The organism is Cryobacterium sp. TMB1-7 (assembly GCF_004402435.1).
GTDB lineage: Bacteria > Actinomycetota > Actinomycetes > Actinomycetales > Microbacteriaceae > Cryobacterium > Cryobacterium zongtaii.
This window is the reverse complement of the sequence record NZ_SOFZ01000024.1, coordinates 28030-46340: the sequence shown is the minus strand read 5'-3', so window position 1 is coordinate 46340 and position 18311 is coordinate 28030. Positions and strand designations below refer to the sequence as shown.

At 70.6% G+C, this 18311-nt stretch carries 15 protein-coding genes; 6 read left to right on the top strand and 9 right to left on the bottom strand.

Annotated features, from left to right (window positions below; translation table 11 throughout):
- The first annotated feature begins 17 nt into the window (after window positions 1–17).
- The 5 genes from E3O60_RS11090 to E3O60_RS11070 all read left to right on the top strand — a co-directional run bounded on the left by E3O60_RS11090 (window position 18) and on the right by E3O60_RS11070 (window position 6897).
- Complete coding sequence (locus tag E3O60_RS11090; RefSeq protein ID WP_194087779.1) at window positions 18–1226, top strand: hypothetical protein; 1209 nt, start codon at window positions 18–20, stop codon at window positions 1224–1226.
- On the top strand, window positions 1223–3862 hold the full coding sequence (locus E3O60_RS11085; RefSeq protein WP_134498081.1) for a multicopper oxidase domain-containing protein: 2640 nt from the start codon (window positions 1223–1225) through the stop codon (window positions 3860–3862). Before E3O60_RS11090 ends, E3O60_RS11085 begins: the two co-directional genes overlap by 4 nt.
- Window positions 3859–4620: a Crp/Fnr family transcriptional regulator gene (locus E3O60_RS11080; RefSeq protein ID WP_241993247.1), complete on the top strand. Its 762-nt coding sequence runs from the start codon at window positions 3859–3861 to the stop codon at window positions 4618–4620. Before E3O60_RS11085 ends, E3O60_RS11080 begins: the two co-directional genes overlap by 4 nt.
- 89 nt (window positions 4621–4709) lie before the next feature.
- Window positions 4710–4949 carry a heavy-metal-associated domain-containing protein gene (locus E3O60_RS11075; RefSeq protein WP_088457457.1) on the top strand — a complete coding sequence of 80 codons (240 nt, stop codon included), beginning with the start codon at window positions 4710–4712 and terminating at the stop codon, window positions 4947–4949.
- 22 nt (window positions 4950–4971) lie between these two features.
- Window positions 4972–6897 carry a cation-translocating P-type ATPase gene (locus tag E3O60_RS11070; RefSeq protein WP_088457456.1) on the top strand — a complete coding sequence of 642 codons (1926 nt, stop codon included), beginning with the start codon at window positions 4972–4974 and terminating at the stop codon, window positions 6895–6897.
- Here the strand turns inward: E3O60_RS11070 and E3O60_RS11065 are convergent.
- The 9 genes from E3O60_RS11065 to E3O60_RS11025 all read right to left on the bottom strand — a co-directional run bounded on the left by E3O60_RS11065 (window position 6859) and on the right by E3O60_RS11025 (window position 17069).
- A complete protein-coding gene (locus E3O60_RS11065) occupies window positions 6859–7527 on the bottom strand; it encodes a lysoplasmalogenase (RefSeq protein WP_088457455.1) in 669 nt (222 codons plus the stop codon). The two genes, E3O60_RS11070 and E3O60_RS11065, sit on opposite strands and share 39 nt — an antisense overlap.
- 74 nt (window positions 7528–7601) lie before the next feature.
- Complete coding sequence (locus tag E3O60_RS11060; RefSeq protein ID WP_198415047.1) at window positions 7602–8480, bottom strand: alpha/beta fold hydrolase; 879 nt, start codon at window positions 8478–8480, stop codon at window positions 7602–7604.
- Between the two features lie 37 nt (window positions 8481–8517).
- Window positions 8518–8994 (bottom strand): hypothetical protein, encoded by a 477-nt coding sequence (locus E3O60_RS11055; protein WP_088457453.1) that lies wholly within the window; start codon window positions 8992–8994, stop codon window positions 8518–8520.
- Between the two features lie 81 nt (window positions 8995–9075).
- Entirely contained in the window at window positions 9076–10578 is a 1503-nt protein-coding gene (gene cofD, locus E3O60_RS11050; RefSeq protein ID WP_194087778.1) for a 2-phospho-L-lactate transferase, read from the bottom strand.
- Between the two features lie 18 nt (window positions 10579–10596).
- On the bottom strand, window positions 10597–11595 hold the full coding sequence (locus E3O60_RS11045; protein WP_103478525.1) for an ABC transporter ATP-binding protein: 999 nt from the start codon (window positions 11593–11595) through the stop codon (window positions 10597–10599).
- Between the two features lie 125 nt (window positions 11596–11720).
- Window positions 11721–12872: a putative F420-0 ABC transporter permease subunit gene (locus tag E3O60_RS11040; RefSeq protein ID WP_134498079.1), complete on the bottom strand. Its 1152-nt coding sequence runs from the start codon at window positions 12870–12872 to the stop codon at window positions 11721–11723.
- Window positions 12873–12923: 51 nt separating this feature from the next.
- On the bottom strand, window positions 12924–13916 hold the full coding sequence (locus tag E3O60_RS11035; protein WP_134498077.1) for a putative F420-0 ABC transporter substrate-binding protein: 993 nt from the start codon (window positions 13914–13916) through the stop codon (window positions 12924–12926).
- 372 nt (window positions 13917–14288) lie between these two features.
- Window positions 14289–15680, bottom strand: coding sequence for an FAD-binding oxidoreductase (locus E3O60_RS11030; protein WP_103478528.1), 1392 nt, complete (start codon window positions 15678–15680; stop codon window positions 14289–14291).
- Window positions 15681–15740: 60 nt separating this feature from the next.
- The gene (locus E3O60_RS11025) at window positions 15741–17069 is read right to left on the bottom strand and encodes an aminotransferase class I/II-fold pyridoxal phosphate-dependent enzyme (protein WP_241993246.1); all 1329 of its coding nucleotides are present in this window, start codon (window positions 17067–17069) and stop codon (window positions 15741–15743) included.
- Window positions 17070–17310: 241 nt separating this feature from the next.
- Between E3O60_RS11025 and E3O60_RS11020 the strand changes: the two genes are divergently transcribed.
- The gene (locus E3O60_RS11020) at window positions 17311–18189 is read left to right on the top strand and encodes a nitrilase-related carbon-nitrogen hydrolase (RefSeq protein ID WP_103478530.1); all 879 of its coding nucleotides are present in this window, start codon (window positions 17311–17313) and stop codon (window positions 18187–18189) included.
- The last annotated feature ends 122 nt before the right edge of the window (window positions 18190–18311 follow it).

Sequence of the window (18311 nt, the reverse complement as noted above, 5' to 3'; positions counted from 1 at the left end):
CCCGCCTGCCGCCGCCGATGACCACGCTCAGCCCCCTCCGCCGCACCGGCAGCGCCCTGCGCGGCACCGGCCCGGCGGCACGGCCGAAGGTCACCGGCCGGTTGGTCTTCCTGCTCCTCGGCGGCATCGCCCTGCTCGCCGGCCTCGACGGCGCCCTGCTGCTGCTCGGCCTGGCGGCCCCGGTCGACAGCGCGCGGCTCGGTGCGGTGCACGGGCCGCTGATGGTGTTCGGCTTCGTCGGCACCGTCGTCGTGCTCGAGCGGGCCGTGGCCGTGCGCCGCGGCTGGGCGTACCTCGCCCCTGGCCTGCTCGGCGCCGGCGGCCTGGCCCTCATCTCGCCGCTGCCGGTGGTCGTGGGCCAGGTCGCCCTCGTCGCCGGTTGCGCCGTGCTGCTGGCCATCTACGCCGAGATCTGGCGCCGGCAGGGGTCGGTGTCCACCGCTGTGCAGGTGCTCGGCGCCGTCGCCGGGCTGATGGCCACGGTGTTGTGGCTGCGCGGTATCGGCATCCCGCAGCTCGCGCCACTGCTCATCCTCTACCTCGTGCTCACCATCGCCGGCGAGCGCCTCGAGCTGTCCCGCATCTCGCCCACCGTGAACCGTCGAGCCGAACAGTGGATGCTCGGCATCAGCCTCTCCCTCAGCTTCGGCTCGGTCATCGCCCTGGTCTGGCCGATCGCCGGCTACCCCCTCCTGGGCGCCGGGATGCTGGCGCTGGTGGCCTGGCTGTTCCGCCACGACATCGCCACCCGCATGGTGCGCTCGGTCGGGCTGCCCCGCTACATGGCCTGGTGCCTCCTGGCCGGCTACGGCTGGCTCGTCGTGGTGGGCGGCATCTGGCTCCTGCAGGGCCCGGTCTACTCCGGTCCCGGCTACGACGCGATGATGCACGCCGTGTTCCTCGGTTTTGTGATGTCGATGATCATGGCCCACGCCCCCACCATCCTTCCTGCCGTGCTGCGCCGACCGCTGCCCTACCGACCGATCATGTACCTGCCGGCCGGGCTGCTGCACGCCTCGCTGCTGGCCCGGGTCCTGTTCGGTGACGCCTACGGTGTGCCGGCCCTGGTGCAGTGGGGCGGCGTCTTCAACATCGTCGCGGTGCTGCTGTTTGTACTGATCGCCGTGGTCTCGGTGCTGCGCGGCAGCACCGTGTTGCCCGCGCGAGCAGCAGCGCGCAGTACCGCCGTGCCGCCGGCACCCTCCCCGCGAGGCTCGCTCTTATGAAGGACAAGCTCTGGCACATCGTCTCGGGCATCCTGGTGCCGGCCTGGCTGGTCGCCGCGGTGGTCTTCACCTTTTTGCACCGCCTGGTGCCGTCATCGGGGTGGTTGCTCGTGCACCTGCTGCTGCTCGGCGCGGTGAGCACCGCCATCCTGATCTGGAGCCAGCACTTCGCCGACACCCTGTTGCGACGCAAGGCCCTCGGCCACCGGCTTTCGCTGGGGCTGCGGCTGAGCGTCCACACCGTGGGCGCGACCCTGGTGATGACGGGCATGGTCATCGACGGGTACCCGCTGGTGCTGGTCGGCGGCATCCTGGTGGGCCTGAACGCGATCATTCACGCCATCGTGATCGTCGGCCAGTCCCGCGGCGCGATGCCGGGCCGGTTCGCCCCGCTGGTGCGCTACTACGTAGCCAGTGCGCTGATGCTGGCCGCCGGCGTGGTCCTGGGCATCCTGATGGCCAGGCTCGACGGTGGCGGTGAGGACTACGAACGTCTCTTCATCGGGCACCTCGGCCTCAACCTACTGGGCTGGGTGGGCCTGACCGTGATCGGCACCATCGCCCTGCTTTGGCCCACGGTGCTGCACACCCGCGTGGAGGGCGCCACGCTCGCCGGCGGGCACACCCTGATGGTGCTCGTGGGCGCCCTCGGTCTGCTCGCCCTCGGTTGCCTGGCCGACCTGCGCCTGATCGTGGCCCTGGGCGTGCTGGTCTACCTGGCCGGGCTGGGCCGGGTGCTCTGGGAGGCCGTCGGCCACCTGCGCCGCGCGCCCGCGGTCACCTTCGCGGCGTGGAGCCTCGGCGCCGCGATGGTCTGGTTCGCGCTCTGCACCCTCGGTTTCGGCCTGCAGCTGGTACTCGCCCCGAGCTGGACCGCGGCCGCCGCCGGCGTGGAGACCCTGGTGCCCTACTTTGCGGTCGGCTTCGCCGCCCAGATCCTGCTCGGCGCCCTGAGTCACCTGGTGCCCGTGGTGCTCGGCGGCGGCCCGCCCGCCCTCAAGGCCACCGCGGCCGAACTCGACCGCGGCGGCCTGGTCCGGGTCGTCCTCGTCAACGGTGCCCTCGTCCTCTTGCTCCTGCCGGTTTCCAGCACCATTACCGTGCTGCTGTCGGTGCTGACCGTGGGCACCCTGGCCAGTTTCCTGGTGCTGTTCACCCTGGCCCTCCGCACCAACCGTCGGGTACGCGCCCTCCCGCTGGTGCGGATCGCGCCGGGCGAACGCACCGCGCCGACCGAGCGACCCCGCAGCACCGGACGGATGCTCGCGGCCGCGACCGTGCTGCTGCTCACGGTGACCGCGGGCATCGTGGCCGACCCGGCCTCAATCGGCCTGTCGACCATGGCCGCCCCGGCCGCCGGCACGGCCGCCGCCGCGACCGGGCACACCACCACGGTGGCGGTGAACATGGTGGACACCCGCTTCGTACCCGACCGCATCGAGGTGCCGGTCGGTGACGAACTGGTGATCGAACTCACCAATAGCGATGACATGGTGCACAACCTGGTGCTCGAGTCCGGGCTGGTCTCCTCGTCGCTCGACCCTGGCGCCACCGAGACCGTGGCAGTGGGCGTGATCGGCGCGAGTGTGGACGGCTGGTGCTCGATCGCCGGACACCGGCTGCTGGGCATGGAGATCAGCATCATCGCGGTGGGCGGCGGCAGCGCCACTGACGACATGACCGCGGATGACATGGCCGCGGCTGACTCCGGCCACGCCGGCCACGGCGCGGCCGCGACTGGGGCATCCGCCGCCGACGACCTCGACCCGATGGCTGAACCCGACGCTGATTTCCAGGCGAGGGACGCCGCACTGCCGCCCGCCGCATCCGCCACCGTGCACCGGCAGACCCTGACCGTGCGCAATGTGGAGACCGAGGTGGCCCCGGGGGTCACCCAGATGCTGTGGACCTTCAACGGCACCGCGCCCGGCCCCACTCTGCGCGGCACTGTGGGCGACGTGTTCGAGATCACCCTGGTGAACGAGGGCACGATGGGGCACTCCATCGACTTCCATGCCGGCGACGTCGCCCCGGATGAGGTGATGCGCACCATCCAACCCGGCGAGAGCCTGGTCTATACGTTCACCGCCACCCGGTCCGGCATCTGGCTGTACCACTGCTCCACCATGCCCATGTCGGTGCACATTGCCAACGGCATGTTCGGTGCCGTCATCATCGACCCGCCCGGGCTGGCCGAGGTGGATCGGGAGTACCTCGTCGTGCAGTCCGAGCTCTACCTCGGCACGCAGGGCGGCGAGGTCGACGACCTCAAGGTCGAGGCGCAGACCCCAGACCTGGTCGTCTTCAACGGCTACGCCAACCAGTATGCCGCCCGCCCTCTCGCGGCCCGGGTGGGTGAGACCGTTCGCGTCTGGGTGCTGGCTGCCGGACCCAACGTGGGCAGCGCCTTCCACGTCGTCGGCGGCCAGTTCGATACCGTCTATAAGGAGGGCGATTACACGCTCAAAGACGGCGGCAGCACCGGAACCGGCGGCTCCCAGGTGCTCGACCTCGCCGCGGCGCAGGGCGGGTTCGTGGAGCTCACCTTCGGCCAGGCCGGTCACTACCCGTTCGTGAGCCACGTCATGTCGGATGCCGAGAAGGGCGCCCGCGGCATCCTCGAGGTGCTCCCGTGAGTGAGGCCCGGCGGTCGGTGCCGCTGCGCTCGGTACCGCTGCGCAGTACCTGCGGTCGCCCGCACCCGTGCCCGCCCGCGATGCAACTGCGGATCCTCGAGCAGATCGGCCTCTTCCACGGCCTGTCCGGCACTGAGCTGGCCTCGATCGGCGCACGGATCCAGTCGCTGGGCTGGTCGGCCGGCGAGGCCGTGTTCACCGCAGGCGACCCCGCCGAGCACGTCTACCTGCTCGCGGCCGGCCAGGCGAAGGCCTTCCGCACCACCCCGACGGGCCAGCGCACCAGCCTCGACTTCTTCGGGCCCGGCGACGTGCTCGGCGGCCTCACCTGGGCGGGCCGCAGCGGATACACCGAGACGACCGTCGCCCTGGTCACCACCTGCGCCCTCCGCATCGACGCGGGCGCCTTCCGCGAGGTGATGCTCGCGCATCCGTCGGTGGCTCTCGGCGTGCTCGACGTGGTCTCGGACCGTCTCGCCCGTGCCCGCTCCACCGAGCAGCAGGCCTCCAACACCGTCACCGAACGGGTGGCGGCCGGCCTGCTCCGCCTGGCCGACACCTTCGGTGTGCCGGGTGACGAGCCCGGCGCGACCCTCATCCAGCTGCCCCTGACCCGGGCCGACCTGGCCGCCATGGCCGGCACCAGCGCCGAGTCGGTGTCCCGCACGATGAGCCGGCTCCGCCGCGACGGGCTGATCGACTCGGGTCGGCGTTGGACCGCTGTGCTCGACCGGACCGGTCTGCTCGCGGCAAAGTGACGGCCGTCATGGTCGCCGCCCGGCAGCCTCCGTAACGTCGTGAATGCCCCGGTCAACCGGGGTGCACGGCACACCGAAAGGCACCCATCATGACCACCCTCACCTCACCCAGCACCCACACCATCCTGCGGGCCGACGGCTTCTCCTGCCCCTCCTGCGTCGCCAAGATCGAGAAGCTGATCGGTCGACTGGCCGGCGTCATCGGCGTCGCCGTGTTCTTCTCCTCCGCCCGCATCGAGATCGACCACGACCCGGCCGTCGTGAGCACGGATGCCCTCATCGCCGCGGTCGGCAAGGCCGGCTACCCCGCCCGCCTGGCCGCGTTCTGACCGGCCAAGCTGGGGGAGTGACATGCGCACCGCGGCCGGGATCGGCCGCCGCCTGAACACCCGGTGGACGATTCCGGTGGTATCAGGGACGCTGATCGCGGCGGCCTGGCTGGCCGGCCCGGTGCCCGCGCTGAGCCTGGCCTCGGACGCGGCGATGGTGGCGGCCGCCGTTGTGGCCGGCGCCCCGATCGCCCGGGCGGCCCTGCGCGGCCTGTCCGGGCGGGTGGTCGGCATCGACCTGCTCGTCACCGTGGCCACGGTGGGCGCGATCGTGCTCGGCGAATACTGGGAGGCCGCAGCGGTGACCGTCCTGTTCGCCATCGGCCACGCCCTCGAGACGGCCACCCTGAACCGCACCCGGTCCGCCCTGACCGCCCTTGTGGCGCTGGCCCCCGACGTGGCCCTGGTGCTCCGCGATGGTGCGCAGACCGAGGTGCCGGCCGCCGACGTGCTCACCGGGGAGACCGTGCTGGTCAAGTCCGGCGCGCGGGTTCCGGTGGACGGCACCGTGCGGCACGGCACCGGCACCCTCGACGAAGCCTCGATCACGGGCGAATCCCTCCCGGTGGCCAAGGCTCCCGGCGACAGGGTCTTTGCCGGCACGATGTCCACCGGCGGGTTGTTGCAGGTCGAGGCCACCGAGGTCGGTGCGGCCACCACCCTGGCCCGCATCGTGCACAGGGTCGAGGAGGCGCAGGATGCCACCGCCCCGACCCAGGTCTTCATGGACAGGTTCTCCGCCTGGTACACCCCAGGCATCCTGGTGCTCGCCGTGGTCGTCGGGTTGCTTTCCGGCGACCTGTTCCTCGCGCTGACGCTGCTGGTCATCGGCTGCCCAGGCGCCCTGGTCGTCTCGATTCCCGTCGCGATCGTCGCCGGCATCGGCCGCGCCGCCCGGTCCGGAATCCTGATCAAGGGCGGCGAGTTCCTCGAGAGCGCATCGAAGGTCACCGTCGTCGCCGTCGACAAGACCGGAACCCTCACCAGGGGTCGCCCGCGGCTGACCGACGTCGTGGTGCTGAACCCCGAGCTGACCCGCGCCGACGTGCTCGGCTGGGCCGCTCGGGCCGAGGCCGGCTCCGAGCATCCGCTGGCCGGAGCGATCGTGCTGGCCGCAGCGGAGCACGCCCTGGAGACGGTCGGTGCGGCAGATCGCGGTGCCGGTGGAACCCTCCTGCCCGACACCATCACGTCGATCCCCGGCCAGGGCATCACCGCCACCGTGGCCGGGCGTTCCGTGCTGATCGGCAACCCGGCGCTGCTGGCCGCTCACGCCATCGACGACCCGGAAGCGGCCGTCACGGTGGCCGCCGACCTCGCCGCCCGCGGGCGTACGCCGCTGATCGTCGTGATCGACGGCACCGTGGCCGGAGTCCTCGCGGTCGCCGACGAGGTGCGCCCCGACGCCGCCGGTATGGTGGCGGCCTTGCGCGCCGCCGGGGTGCACAGGGTCATCATGCTCACCGGCGACGGGCCGCTGGTGGCCGCGGCTGTCGGCGCCGCGGTCGGCATCGACGAGATCCGGGCATCGCTGTTGCCGGAGGACAAGCTCGACGTCGTGACGCGGCTGCAACAGGACGGCCACGTTGTGGCGATGGTGGGCGACGGCGTGAACGACGCCCCGGCGCTGGCCACCGCGGACATCGGCATCGCGATGGGCGCGGCCGGGTCTGCGGTGGCGGTCGAAACCGCCGACATCGCCCTGATGGGTGACAACCTGCTGATGCTCCCCGCGGCCATCGACCTGGCCCGGCGCACCGTGCGCACCATGCATCAGAACGTGGCCCTCGCCCTGGTCACGGTGGCGCTGCTGCTGGCCGGGGTGCTGTGGGGCGGCGTGACCATGGCCGTGGGGATGCTCGTGCACGAGGCATCCGTTCTCCTCGTGATCGTCAACGCGATGCGGCTGTTACGCCGTAGCCGCCCGAGCCCGCTCGTGCCGCAATAGCCCCCACACTATGAGCGTCTGGGCCGCGATATAGGTGACCATGATCAGGAAATCCGCCAGGGGGATGCCGGCATCCGGCAAAAACCTGTTGATCGCCAGGAGCGAGTCGGAGACGACGAACAGCGCCCCGCCCCAGGCGACCCAGCGGTTGCACCGAGACGCGAAGGCGGCCATGGCGGAGAGCACGATGCCGTACGCGATGACCGGAACCAGCAGCGAGCCGGTATGCGGGCCCAGGATCATCAGCAACACGACGAGCCAGACCGCGTAGGCGATGGCCCACCATTGCACCCGGCGTACCGCGATCCGGGAGACGAAAAGCACGAGGTAGGTGATGTGCGCCAGCAGGAAGAAGACCAGGCCGACGACGAACCACCACGGGATCGTGACGTCTCCCACCCACGAGAAGAACAGCGCGACCACCCCGAGCACAATCGCCGGCGAGCGACGCTGCGGCGCACCCCAGATGAGCCCGGTCGCCAGGGCCGGCATCAGCAGCGGCTTCGTCCACTCCGCCAGGCCGTGCAGCGACAACAGGATGGCGCCCAGGTGTATCAGACCGACCACGATGATGGGCAGAAACGGAACGACGGGAGATGCCGATCGGACCGTGGCGCGGGATTTTTCCACTGTGCTCACTTCGATGTGGGGCGGATGTCTCACTCACTGTACCGAGGTGCGGCCGGAGCATGCAGGCTCACTGGTCAGCGCGTGATGTCATCGTTGCCCACGCCCGGTTCGGCCAGGGTGGCCGGCGAGCCGGCGTCGTCGGGCGGGTCCAGGAACGAGAGCACGTCCGGCAGGAACCGGGGATCCAGCATGGTGCCCAGATGCCCGCGCCCGGGGTACAGGGCCAGGGTGCCGCGGGGGATGCCCTCGGCAGTCTCGCGGAACAGCTCGGCCGAGTAGAAGGCATCCCGGCCCCCGCCGATCACCAGGGTCGGGGCGACGATATCGGCCAGCCTGGTGTGCAGGTCGAAGGCATCCTCGGCCCGGATCGTGGTGATCAGGTCGGCCGTGGTGTGGCCGAAGAATCGCGCACCGACCAACCAGCCGAGAGCAGCCAGCAGCCGCCTGGATTGAGTGCCGGCTCCGAGCATGCGCATCATTTCGGCACTGGCGGCCCTCGGTCGTCCGTCGAGCACGTTGTCGGCGGTCCGAAGCTGGGTGTCCCGGCCCTCGTCGCCCAACCGATACGCGGCCGACACGATCACGAGCCGTTTCACCACGGCGGGATGGTCGGCGGCCAGCTGCAGCGCCACACTGCCGCCGGTGGACTCGCCGATCACGTCGACGGGCTCGTCGAAGCGCCGCAGCATCGCGTTGGCGTAGTCGGCGGCGATATCGGCCATGGTGGCGCCGGGCTCGAGGCCAGGGCGGCGGTTCACCCACCACACCCGGCGGGACGCGGCGAAGGGCAGCAGCTGCCGGGTCTGGAAGCGCCGGTCGGAGCCCGTAGGCGGCTCGTGGTTGGGCGTGATCCCGGCCAGGAAGACCAGCGGAGGGCCGGCGCCGACGGCGAGGAACGGCATCCCGCCCGGCCAGGTGCCGTAGACGCGGGGCGGCGGGGGAGTTGGAGACATGAGGTTGGCCCTTCGCTCGCGGCGGTATGCGGTTGTCTCAGGTTCGGTTCTCGGTGCTCTGCGGCGGGGGCGGATCGGTGTGGCGCGCCTTGGTGGTCTCCTGGCGCTCGTCTGCCGTGCCGACACCTGTCGCGGGGTCGTCGTGGCGTCCGCCGTGGCGCGTGTCCACGGTCGGATCGATCTCGTCGGCATGCCGACTCTGCTTCTCGGAGTGGGCGCGCAGCTCCTGCGCTTGGGCTTGGCGCTGGTCGGCCTCCTGGCGCAGGCGGTCGGCGTCCACTTGCGCCTGCTGGGCATCAGCCTGAGCCCGGGTGGCCTTGGCCTCGTTCTCGCGGGCGTCGAGGGCACGGGCCTCCGCGTCCCGGCGCATCTCCTCGGCCCGCTGCTGGTCGGCACGGCGTTTCTTCTCGCGCTGCTCCCGGCCGCGCCGGGACGCGACGACCGCGATGACGCCGATGATCGCGAGCACGACGACGATACCCACGATGATCCAGATGACCGTGGCAGTGTCCATGACAGTTCCGCCTTCCGTACAATCGAACCGGCTTACCGGTGATAGTAGGCCGCTCGGCGGAGTTCCGCTTGGCCGGGCGGGTCAGGCGCGGGGCAGCACCTCGATCAGCCGCAGTCGTTCGAGCACGACCTCGGTGTCGTCGGTGACGGTGAAGGCAGGATCGCCGAGGTACGCGCGCATGTCGTCGCTGTGCCAGAAGGACTCGTGGCCGACCCGCCAGGCGGCCACGGAGTCATAACCCTCGCCCTCAGCGCGGGCGTGGTCGAGATCCACGGCACCGAGACGCACCACGCGCATCCCCGTGGTCTCGATGATCGCCGCCGGGCGGCCGGCCGAGTCGATCACGACCTGCCGGCTGCCGATCACGGGCAGCGGCTCGTCCTCGATGCCGTATTCGATGAGTGTGGACGTCGTCGACGTTTTCGAGCCGTCCAGGATCGCGGCGACAAGCTGGTCGCGTAGCGGGCCGGGAAAGGCGAACTCCGCGATCGGCAGGTCATGGGTCGCCGGGTGAGCGGCGGCCGTCAGGTCGGCGGCGATCCGCAGGGCCTCGGCGGCGATCTGCGCCGTGGCGGCCACATCGCTCATCCAGAGCGGCACGGCGGTCGAACGGATGCCGGCGGCCTCGAGCGCGGGCACGGCGTCGGCATCCGTCTCGTCGACGAGCCAGGCGTCGAGCACGCCGTCGCGTTGGCGGGAGCCGTAGTGCAGGCCCACCGCGAGGGCGGAGGTCTCCACGCCGATGGTGGTCAGGCAGGTGTCGGCCATGCCGCGCACAGCGGCGCCGGAGATGATCGGTGAAATGCCCACGACCCGGGCGGTGGTGGCGCGCAGGGCTTCGCGGATGCCAGGGATGCTCAGGATCGTGCCGACCGAGACGACGGGGTTCGACGGCGGCAGGATCACCAGGTCGGCGCTGAGGATGGCGTCGATCACGCCGGGCGCCGCGACGGCGTCGGCCAGGCCCACCTGCACGAACTCGGTGACGGGTTGGCCGGCGCGGTAGCGCACCCACCATTCCTCGAAGTGAATAAGGTCGCCCGCGCGGTGCTCGTCGGCGTCGGCGGCCAGGCGCACGTGGGTCTCCACGAACTGGTCGCTCATCGGGAGCAGGCGCGCGCCGGGCTTCCAGCGGCGGCAGAGGAACTCGGTGGCGGCGCTGAGGGTGGCGCCGCCCCGGAGCAGGTCGGTGCGCACGATGTGGGTGGCCAGGTCGAGGTCGCCGAGGGTGAACCAGGACCAGCCGCGCCCGTAGGCGGCGATCTCGGCGGAGGTGCGCCGGGACTCGTCGGGCCGGCCCCAGCCCTGCTCCTCGCTGATGCCGCCGCCGAGGGTGTACATCAAGGTGTCGAGGTCGGGGCAGATACGCAGCCCGTCCAGCCACATGTCATCGCCGGTGTTGACGATCACAGTGACCTCGCCGGCGGTGCCGTCCTGCGCCGACGTGCCGGAATGTGCACTTTCCGGGCCGCCGAAGGGGGCATTTGCGGCAATTCGCTCGTCGCCTGGTGCCAGCTGTTGCAGCAACCCGCGGGTGAAGCGGGCGCCGCCGACACCGCCGGCGAGAACTGTGACTCGGGTCATGGGGTTCCTTCTGCAGGCCTAGGGGTGCTGGTGCGAGTTGCCAGTTGCGGCCGGTTGACCGGCGCTGAGGGGGCGCGATGTGGCATTTCGTGGGGGAGTGGGGCGCGAGTTGCCAGTTGCGGCCGGTTGCGGGGCGCTGAGGGGGCCTGAAGTGGCATCTCGCGCCGCGGGCGGGGCGGATGGCGGCGGCTGCTCGTCGGGCCCGGAGAACACGATCACCGGCCGTCCCGTGCGGGGGTGCGGCACGATGTCGCAGTCGACGCCGTAGACCGCCCGGATGGTGTCGGGTCGCAGTACCTCGGCGGGGGTGCCGAACGCCGCGAGTCGGCCGCCCTGCAGCAGCACGATGTGGTCGCAATAGGCGGCGGCGAGGTTGAGGTCGTGCAGGGCGAGCACCGAGGTGAGGCCCAGCCCGCGCACCTGGTGCAGCAGCGACAGCTGGGCGCTCACATCGAGGTGGTTGGTGGGTTCGTCGAGCAGCAGCAGGCTCGGCCGCTGGGCCAGGGCGCGGGCGATCTGCACCCGTTGCTGCTGGCCACCGCTGAGGGTGTGCCAGCGCCGGTCCACCAGGTCGGTGGCGCCCACCATCGTCAGCGCGTCCGTGGCCACGGCGAGGTCGTCCTCGCCGCCGAAGCTGCCCAGCAGCCGGCTGCGGTGCGGGATGCGGCCGAGCAGCACCACCTCCCGCACGGACAGGTCCACGCTGGGCGCCACGTTTTGCTCGAGCAGGGCGATGCGCCGGGCGGCCTCCCGCCGCCGCAGCTGCCCCACGACGGCGCCGTCGAGGGTGACGGTGCCGGCATCCGCCCGGTCGATGCCCGCGATGATGCGCAACAGGCTGGACTTGCCCGCCCCGTTCGGTCCGAGAAGCCCCGTGACGGTGCCGGGCGGCAGGGTCGCCGAGACACCCTGCAGGATGCGCGTGCCCTCGATGCTCAGAGACACCCCGTCGAGCACGACCCCCGCGTCGCCCGGCGTGCGCGAGTTGCTCGAAAGTGCCGCTTCAGAGCTGCTCATGAGGGAGTTTGCGGCAACTCGCGAGCCGGACTCTCCCGAATTGCGGGAAAGTGCCCCTTCAGAGCCCTCGAAGGGGGTATCTGCGGCAACTCGCGGTGCGGCCGCGGCGGCCGCGTGCTCGCGGCTCATGCCCAGGCCGCGCTTCGTTTGCGCTTGATCAGCAGGATGAACACGGGCACGCCGATGAACGCGGTGATGATGCCCACCGGCAGCTCGCGTGGGTCGAAGACCGTGCGGGCGAGGGTGTCGGCGAGCACCAGGAACAGTGCCCCCACCACCGCGACGAGCGGCAGCAGGCGCCGGTGGCCCGGCCCGCTGAGCCCGCGCACCAGGTGCGGCAGGATCAGCCCCACGAAGCCGATCGCCCCGCTGACGGCCACCATCGCTCCGGTGAGCAGGGCCACCGCCACGAGGAATCCCCAGCGGGTGGCGTTCACGTTGATGCCCAGTGACGCGGCGTTGGTGTCACCGAAGGTGAACGCATCCAGCCGGCTGGCGGCGAGCAGGATGCCGGTGCCCACCACGGCCAGCACGACCGCGGAGATCAGTACGCTGCTCCACGAGCTGCCGGCCAGGGAGCCGAGCAGCCAATTGAGGATCTCCCGGTAGGAGTCGCCCTTGGCCGCCCAGAAGATGATGAACGAGGTGCCTGCCGAGCCCAGCTGGGCGATCGCCAGCCCGGCCAGCACGGCCCGGCCGGGCGTGATGCTGCCGCCGACGCGGGCGATATTGAGGGTGGCGAACAGGGCGATCAGGGCCCCGGCGAACGCGGCCGCCGGCAGCGCGAAACCGATGCCGAGGATGACCACGCAGACCGCGCCGAGCGACGCCCCGGAGGACAGGCCGAGCAGGTAGGGATCGGCCAGCGGGTTGCGGGTGACGCTCTGCATCACCGCTCCGCTGAGCGCCAGGCCCGCGCCCACCATGGCCGCGGTGAGCACCCGCGGCATCCGCAGCTGCCAGACGATGGCGTCGGTCAGCGGTGGCACCGGGGTGTCGCCGGCGAGCCCGGGCAGGCCGAGGTGGCCGGCCACACTGCCCCAGACCTGCGCCAGGCTCACGTCGGCCGGGCCGATCGTCACGGCCACCGCGCTGCCGAGCACGAGCGCCACCAGCGCTGCGACCAGCCAGACCAGGTACCGGGCCGTGCCGCTGCGCCGGGCGCGAGCTGATGCCGCGGATGCGCCGGATGCGCCGGGCGAGCCGGACCCCCCGGGCGCGGCCGACCCGCTGGGCAAGTCGGTGCCGAGGCCCTGCCTGCTCGGGGTGACGGTCATCCGCGGTCCTTCGAATCGGGTTGGTGTGCGGTCTGGCTGCCTGCCGTCGGCCTACTTGGCCTCGAGCGCGGCGAGCTGGTCGATGATCGACTCGGCGGCCTCCACGTTGCGGATGCCCGCCTCGGTCGCCGCGAACGGCACCACGATGTAGCGGTCGTTCACCACGGCGTCGAGCCCGGCGGTCGCCGCGTTGGCCTTGAGGTTGGCGATCTTCGAGTCCGCGGTGTTCCAGGTGGCATCCACGAGCACGATCACGCTCGGGTTCGCCGCCACGACGGACTCCCAGCCGGCCGAGGTCCAGGTGTCCTGCACGTCGGCGAAGATGTTGGTCAGCCCCGCCGCATCCATGATCAGCTGCGGCGAACCGATGCCGGCGCCCACGTACGGGGTGTCGGTGCCGCTGGAGTACCAGAGTGCGGTGGTGTCACCGGTGGCGGGCTCAAGCGCGGCCAGTTCGGCCTCCTGCTCGGCAACCAGTTCGGCGGCGGCATCCGGCACGCCGAACAGGGCCCCGGCCTCGTCGATCTCGGCGAACACGGTCTCGAAGGTCAGCGGGTCCGGCATGGCGTCGCCCTTGCACGCGGCCGGCGAAACATAGCTGCCGATGCCCAGGTCGGTCAGCGCGGCACGCTCGCCGACGCCCTCGGCGGAGAAGTTCGACTCCCAACCGCCGTAGATGAAGTCGGGGGTGAGCGCCAGAACGGCCTCCTGGCCGGGCACGAAATCGCTGATCACGTTGAGATCGGCGCCGGCGTCGGCGAGGGATGCCGGCAGCGGGCCGTCGAGGAACGCCGAGCCCACGATCCGCTCGCCGAGTCCCAGGGCGAGCAGCAGCTCGGTGGTGTTCGACTTGATCGTGACGATGCGCTCCGGCGCGGCCTCGAGGGTGAGCGTGGTGCCGCAATTCTCAACCGACACCGGGAAGGCACCGGCATCGCCGGCCGAGGCGCTGGGAGCCGGCGCGGCGGCCGTCGATCCGGAGGCGCAGCCGGCGAGTAGCAGCACGGCCGCGGTGGTGGCGATGGCGGGGTAGCGAGTCTTCATGGGACCAATCTGAGCGGCGGGAGCCGGGCATCCGTCGACAAGGTCGCGACGTAACGGACCGAACACGGTGTCGCGGGCGACACAGGCACCGGCCGGCGCCGCGGAACGCGTCGGAGCAGGCTCGAACGAGGTGGGGGTGAAACTGAAGGCAAAGCCCCGACCTGCCGCCCAAATCCGGGCCGGCGCAACCGGTCAGATCGAACCGGGGGTCACCATCAGCCTAAACCCCTGCTGTTCGGGGCGGATGCCGTGGTCGGAGCGCGAATGGGCCGGGCGGCCGACTGTTGCCCGTGCGGACATCTGCGCCCGGTGTGCCGGCAACACTTGTCCGGATCGGCAACAGATGTTCGGCGCCCGCCCCGCGGACCGGGCTCAGGGCACGATGTTGAGGTTGTGGGCCAGCACGTTCTCGGGGTCATAGCGACGTTTCGCCGCCCGCAGCCGGTCCAGGGTGGCCGGCGGGTACGCCAGGCCGAGCACGTCGGGATAAGCGCGCAGATTGAAGCTGCCGTAGGTGCCCGTCAATCTCGCGGCCACGACGCACCAGCCGTCCAGGATGCGCCGCTCGGCCTCGTCGGGGGCATCCAACGGCAGGAACGCCGCCGACATCACCAGCACCTCCACATCACGGTGCGCGAATGCCGTGGCAGCTGCGGGCACCCGGTTCATCGCCCCGCGCAGGTAGCGCACCATCAGCACCGCCGAATCGGGCGCGGCGTTCGCGATGGTGAGCCGCTCGATGAGCTCGTCGTCGAAGTCCCTGGCGAAGCCGTTGCGGTCGACAATCCGGATCGACCCCGGCGGGGCCGATGGTTCGTCGAAGACCTCCACGAAGAGCGTGAGTTCCACGTCGTTGCCGGTCACCCCCGGCAGAGCGAGCAGGGGCCGGATGGCCGACATGGCCTCGCCCTGGTCGGCACCGCCGTAGCAGACCAGAATTTTTGTCTCCGCGGGCATCTCCGGTCCGAACTCGGGCGTCGCATACACCGTCGAATTGAGTTCTTCCGGAGACGCGCGCATGACGTCCCGCCAGCCGCGCAGAGTGTCGGCGAGATGCGTCGGCCGCACGTGGATGGTGCCGAAGACCACACCCCGCAGCGGGTGCGCCTGGAAGGTGAACCTCGTGACGACGCCGAAGTTGCCGCCGCCCCCGCGCAGTGCCCAGAACAGCTCCGGCTCACTGGATTCGCTGGCCGTCACGACGGCGCCACTGGGTAGCACCACCTCGACCTCACACAGGCTGTCGATCGCCAGGCCATGTTGTCGCACCAACCACCCGATGCCGCCGCCCAGGGTGAGACCGCCAACGCCCACCGTGTAGGTGTCGCCGCTGGAGACCGCCAGATCGTACTCGATCAGTTCCTGGGCCACACCGCCCCAGGTCGCGCCGCTGCCCAGCCGTACCCGGTTTCCTTCGAGAACCTCAACGTCACGGATGCGGGAGAGGTCCAGCACCATTCCGCCATCGTTGGTGTTCAACGGGCTGTGCCCGCCGCTCCGTACCGACAGCACAAGGCCCTGGGCCCTGGCATAGGCGATCGCCGCCGCGACATCTGCCGCAGTGGTCGGTCGAACAGCCAGCGCGGGACTGCCGACCTTCCCGTAGGCCGTGGCCGCCATCAGGAATTCGTCCGAATCGGGCAGGAGAACAGTGCCCGCGAAGCCGTCGATCATCATTCCTCCACACCTGTCGAGCGCGGCGTCGATCATGCCCGAGTCGGATCCGCCGGACCGCACCGGTGAGTCTCCGGTTGCGCCTAGCATGCCCCCCGGTCCCGGCGCCCGCGACCCCGGCCGCGATTGCGCCAGATGAGCGCGGATGCGTCAGCGCCCGGCCGCAGCCACGATCGCCCGCGCCACCGGCACCATGTCGTCCACCAGCGCCCCTGCCGTCACCCGAATGAACGCCTCGGACCGGTCCACCGCGAGAAACGGGCTGCCGCCGGCCACCCGGATGCCGGACGCCGCCAGCCTCACGATGGCGTCGCGCTCGTCGGCAACCGGCACCCAGGCGTTGATGCCGTCGGCGCGGGCGAGGGGCAGGCCGAACCCGGTGAGGGTATCCGCCAGCGCCTTCTGCCTTGCGAAGTACACGTGCCGGGCCTCGAACACCAGCGCCATGCTGGCACTGTCGGTGAGCAGCTCGTGCAGGATGGTCTGCAGCATCCGGCTGGTCCAGCCCGGGCCGAGCATCCGCCGGGACACGATCCGGTCGACCAGGGCGGTCGGCCCGCCGAGGGCGGCGATACGCAGGTCCGGCCCGTGCGACTTGGAGTAGCTGCGCACGTGCAGCACGCGCTCGGGCTGCCAGCGGCCGAGCGACACGTCCGGGGAGGTGCTGATCGCGCCGGAGTGGTCGTCCTCGATCACCACGGTATGCGCGGCGCGTTTACTGGCGGCCAGCAGTCGGGCCAGCTCCTCGGCCCGGTCCGGCGACATCGACGCGCCGGTGGGGTTGTGCGCGCGCGGCTGCAGGATGACCGCGGCCGGCGACTGCGCCAGCGCCGCCTGGAAGGCGGCCGGGTCGATGCCCTCCGCATCCACCGCCACGGGCAGACGTTCGATGCCCATCTGCTCGAGCAGGTCGAAGAACGGTGGGAAGCCCGGGTCTTCGACGATGACCCTGTCGCCGAACCTGGCCACCTGCTCGAGGCTGCGGGAGATCGCGTCGAGGGCCCCGTCGACCACCGTGATCGACTCGCACCGGTACGGCCAGGACCCGGTCAGCACGGTGAGCAGTTCCGGGATCACCGGTGACGCCTGGTAGCTGGGCGTCATCGCCCGCTGGGACACCCTGGAGAGCGCGGGGCCGAGCGCGGGCAGCAGAAGCGGGTCCGGCATGCCCCGGGACAGGTCGATGCGGGTGTCGCTCAGATGCCCGGCCAGCGACTGGGTGCGGGCCGGCAGCCAGTGTGGGGACTGTTCCCGCACGAAGGTGCCGCTGCGGCCGCGGGAGACGATCAACCCCGCTGCGGAGAGCGCCTGCCAGGCGTGGCTGACCGTCGCGGGGCTCACCCCGAGTCCGCCGGCGAGGTCCCGCACCGTGGGCAGGCGCTCGCCGGGGGCGATCCGGCCGGTGCTGATCAGCCGGCCGAGGGCGGCGGCGATTCCGGCCGGCGTGGCCTGTTCGATCTCGTCCAGGTATAGCTGCACGGGGTCCTTCCGGGGCAAATGCTTGCCAGCAGCATCCTCTGACGACAGGATGATGATTTACGCATGCGTCATGTGAAGAAACAGAACAGAAATGTTTACGTCGAATAATAACAAAACCGGACACCGTAACGTGGCTCGATCTCGACAGGCTCTCTCACCGTTCAGCTCGCAGAACATCGCGTTGCCGTCCGACCCCCGCTGACGAGGTTCCACAGTGTGAGACCCAGTGGAGGCAGACAGTATGAGCGTTGACACACCCAGCCGTGGCACAGCAAACATCGTGCGAGCGGCGATCACCCAGACCACGTGGACGGGGGACATCGACTCGATGCTCGACAAGCACGAGAAGTTCGCCCGCGATGCGGCCGCAGACGGCGCGCAGGTGATCTGCTTCCAGGAGCTGTTCTACGGCCCGTACTTCGGCATTACCGAAGACGCCAAGTACTACGACTATGCCGAGGCGGCCGACGGCCCCATCGTGCAACGCTTCGCGGCCCTGGCCAAGGAGCTCAACCTGGTGATGGTGCTGCCCATCTACGAAGAAGAGCAGCCCGGCGTGTACTACAACACCGCTGTGGTGGTGGATGCCGATGGCACCATTCTCGGCAAATACCGCAAGCACCACATTCCCCACCTCGACAAGTTCTGGGAGAAGTTCTACTTCCGCCCCGGCAACCTCGGCTACCCGGTCTTCCACACCGCCGTCGGACCGATCGGCGTGTACATCTGTTACGACCGGCACTTCCCAGAGGGCTGGCGGGAGCTGGGCCTGAACGGCGCGCAGATCGTCTTCAACCCCAACGCGACCAAGCCCGGTCTGTCGAACCGGCTCTGGGAAATCGAACAGCCGGCCGCGGCCGCCGCGAACGGATACTTCGTGGCCGCGCCCAACCGGGTGGGCCGGGAGGACAACGAGTACGGCGAGGACGCCGTGACGTTCTACGGCACCAGCCAGTTCGTCGACCCGCAGGGCAACTACGTGGGCGAGCTGGGCAGCGGCGTCGACGAGGAGGTCGTGATTCGCGACCTGGACCTGGGCATGATCCGCCAGGTGCGCAACAACTGGCAGTTCTACCGGGACCGCCGCCCGGACTCGTACACCTCGATCCCCAAGCCGTAAGGGCAGCACCCGTCACCCGACCTCGAAACCCGGCCATCCGTCGGTCGAGCCTGTCGAGACCCCGTGACCGAGCCTACGTTCAGAGAACAGCTCACGGGGTTTCGACAAGCTCAACCAACGAG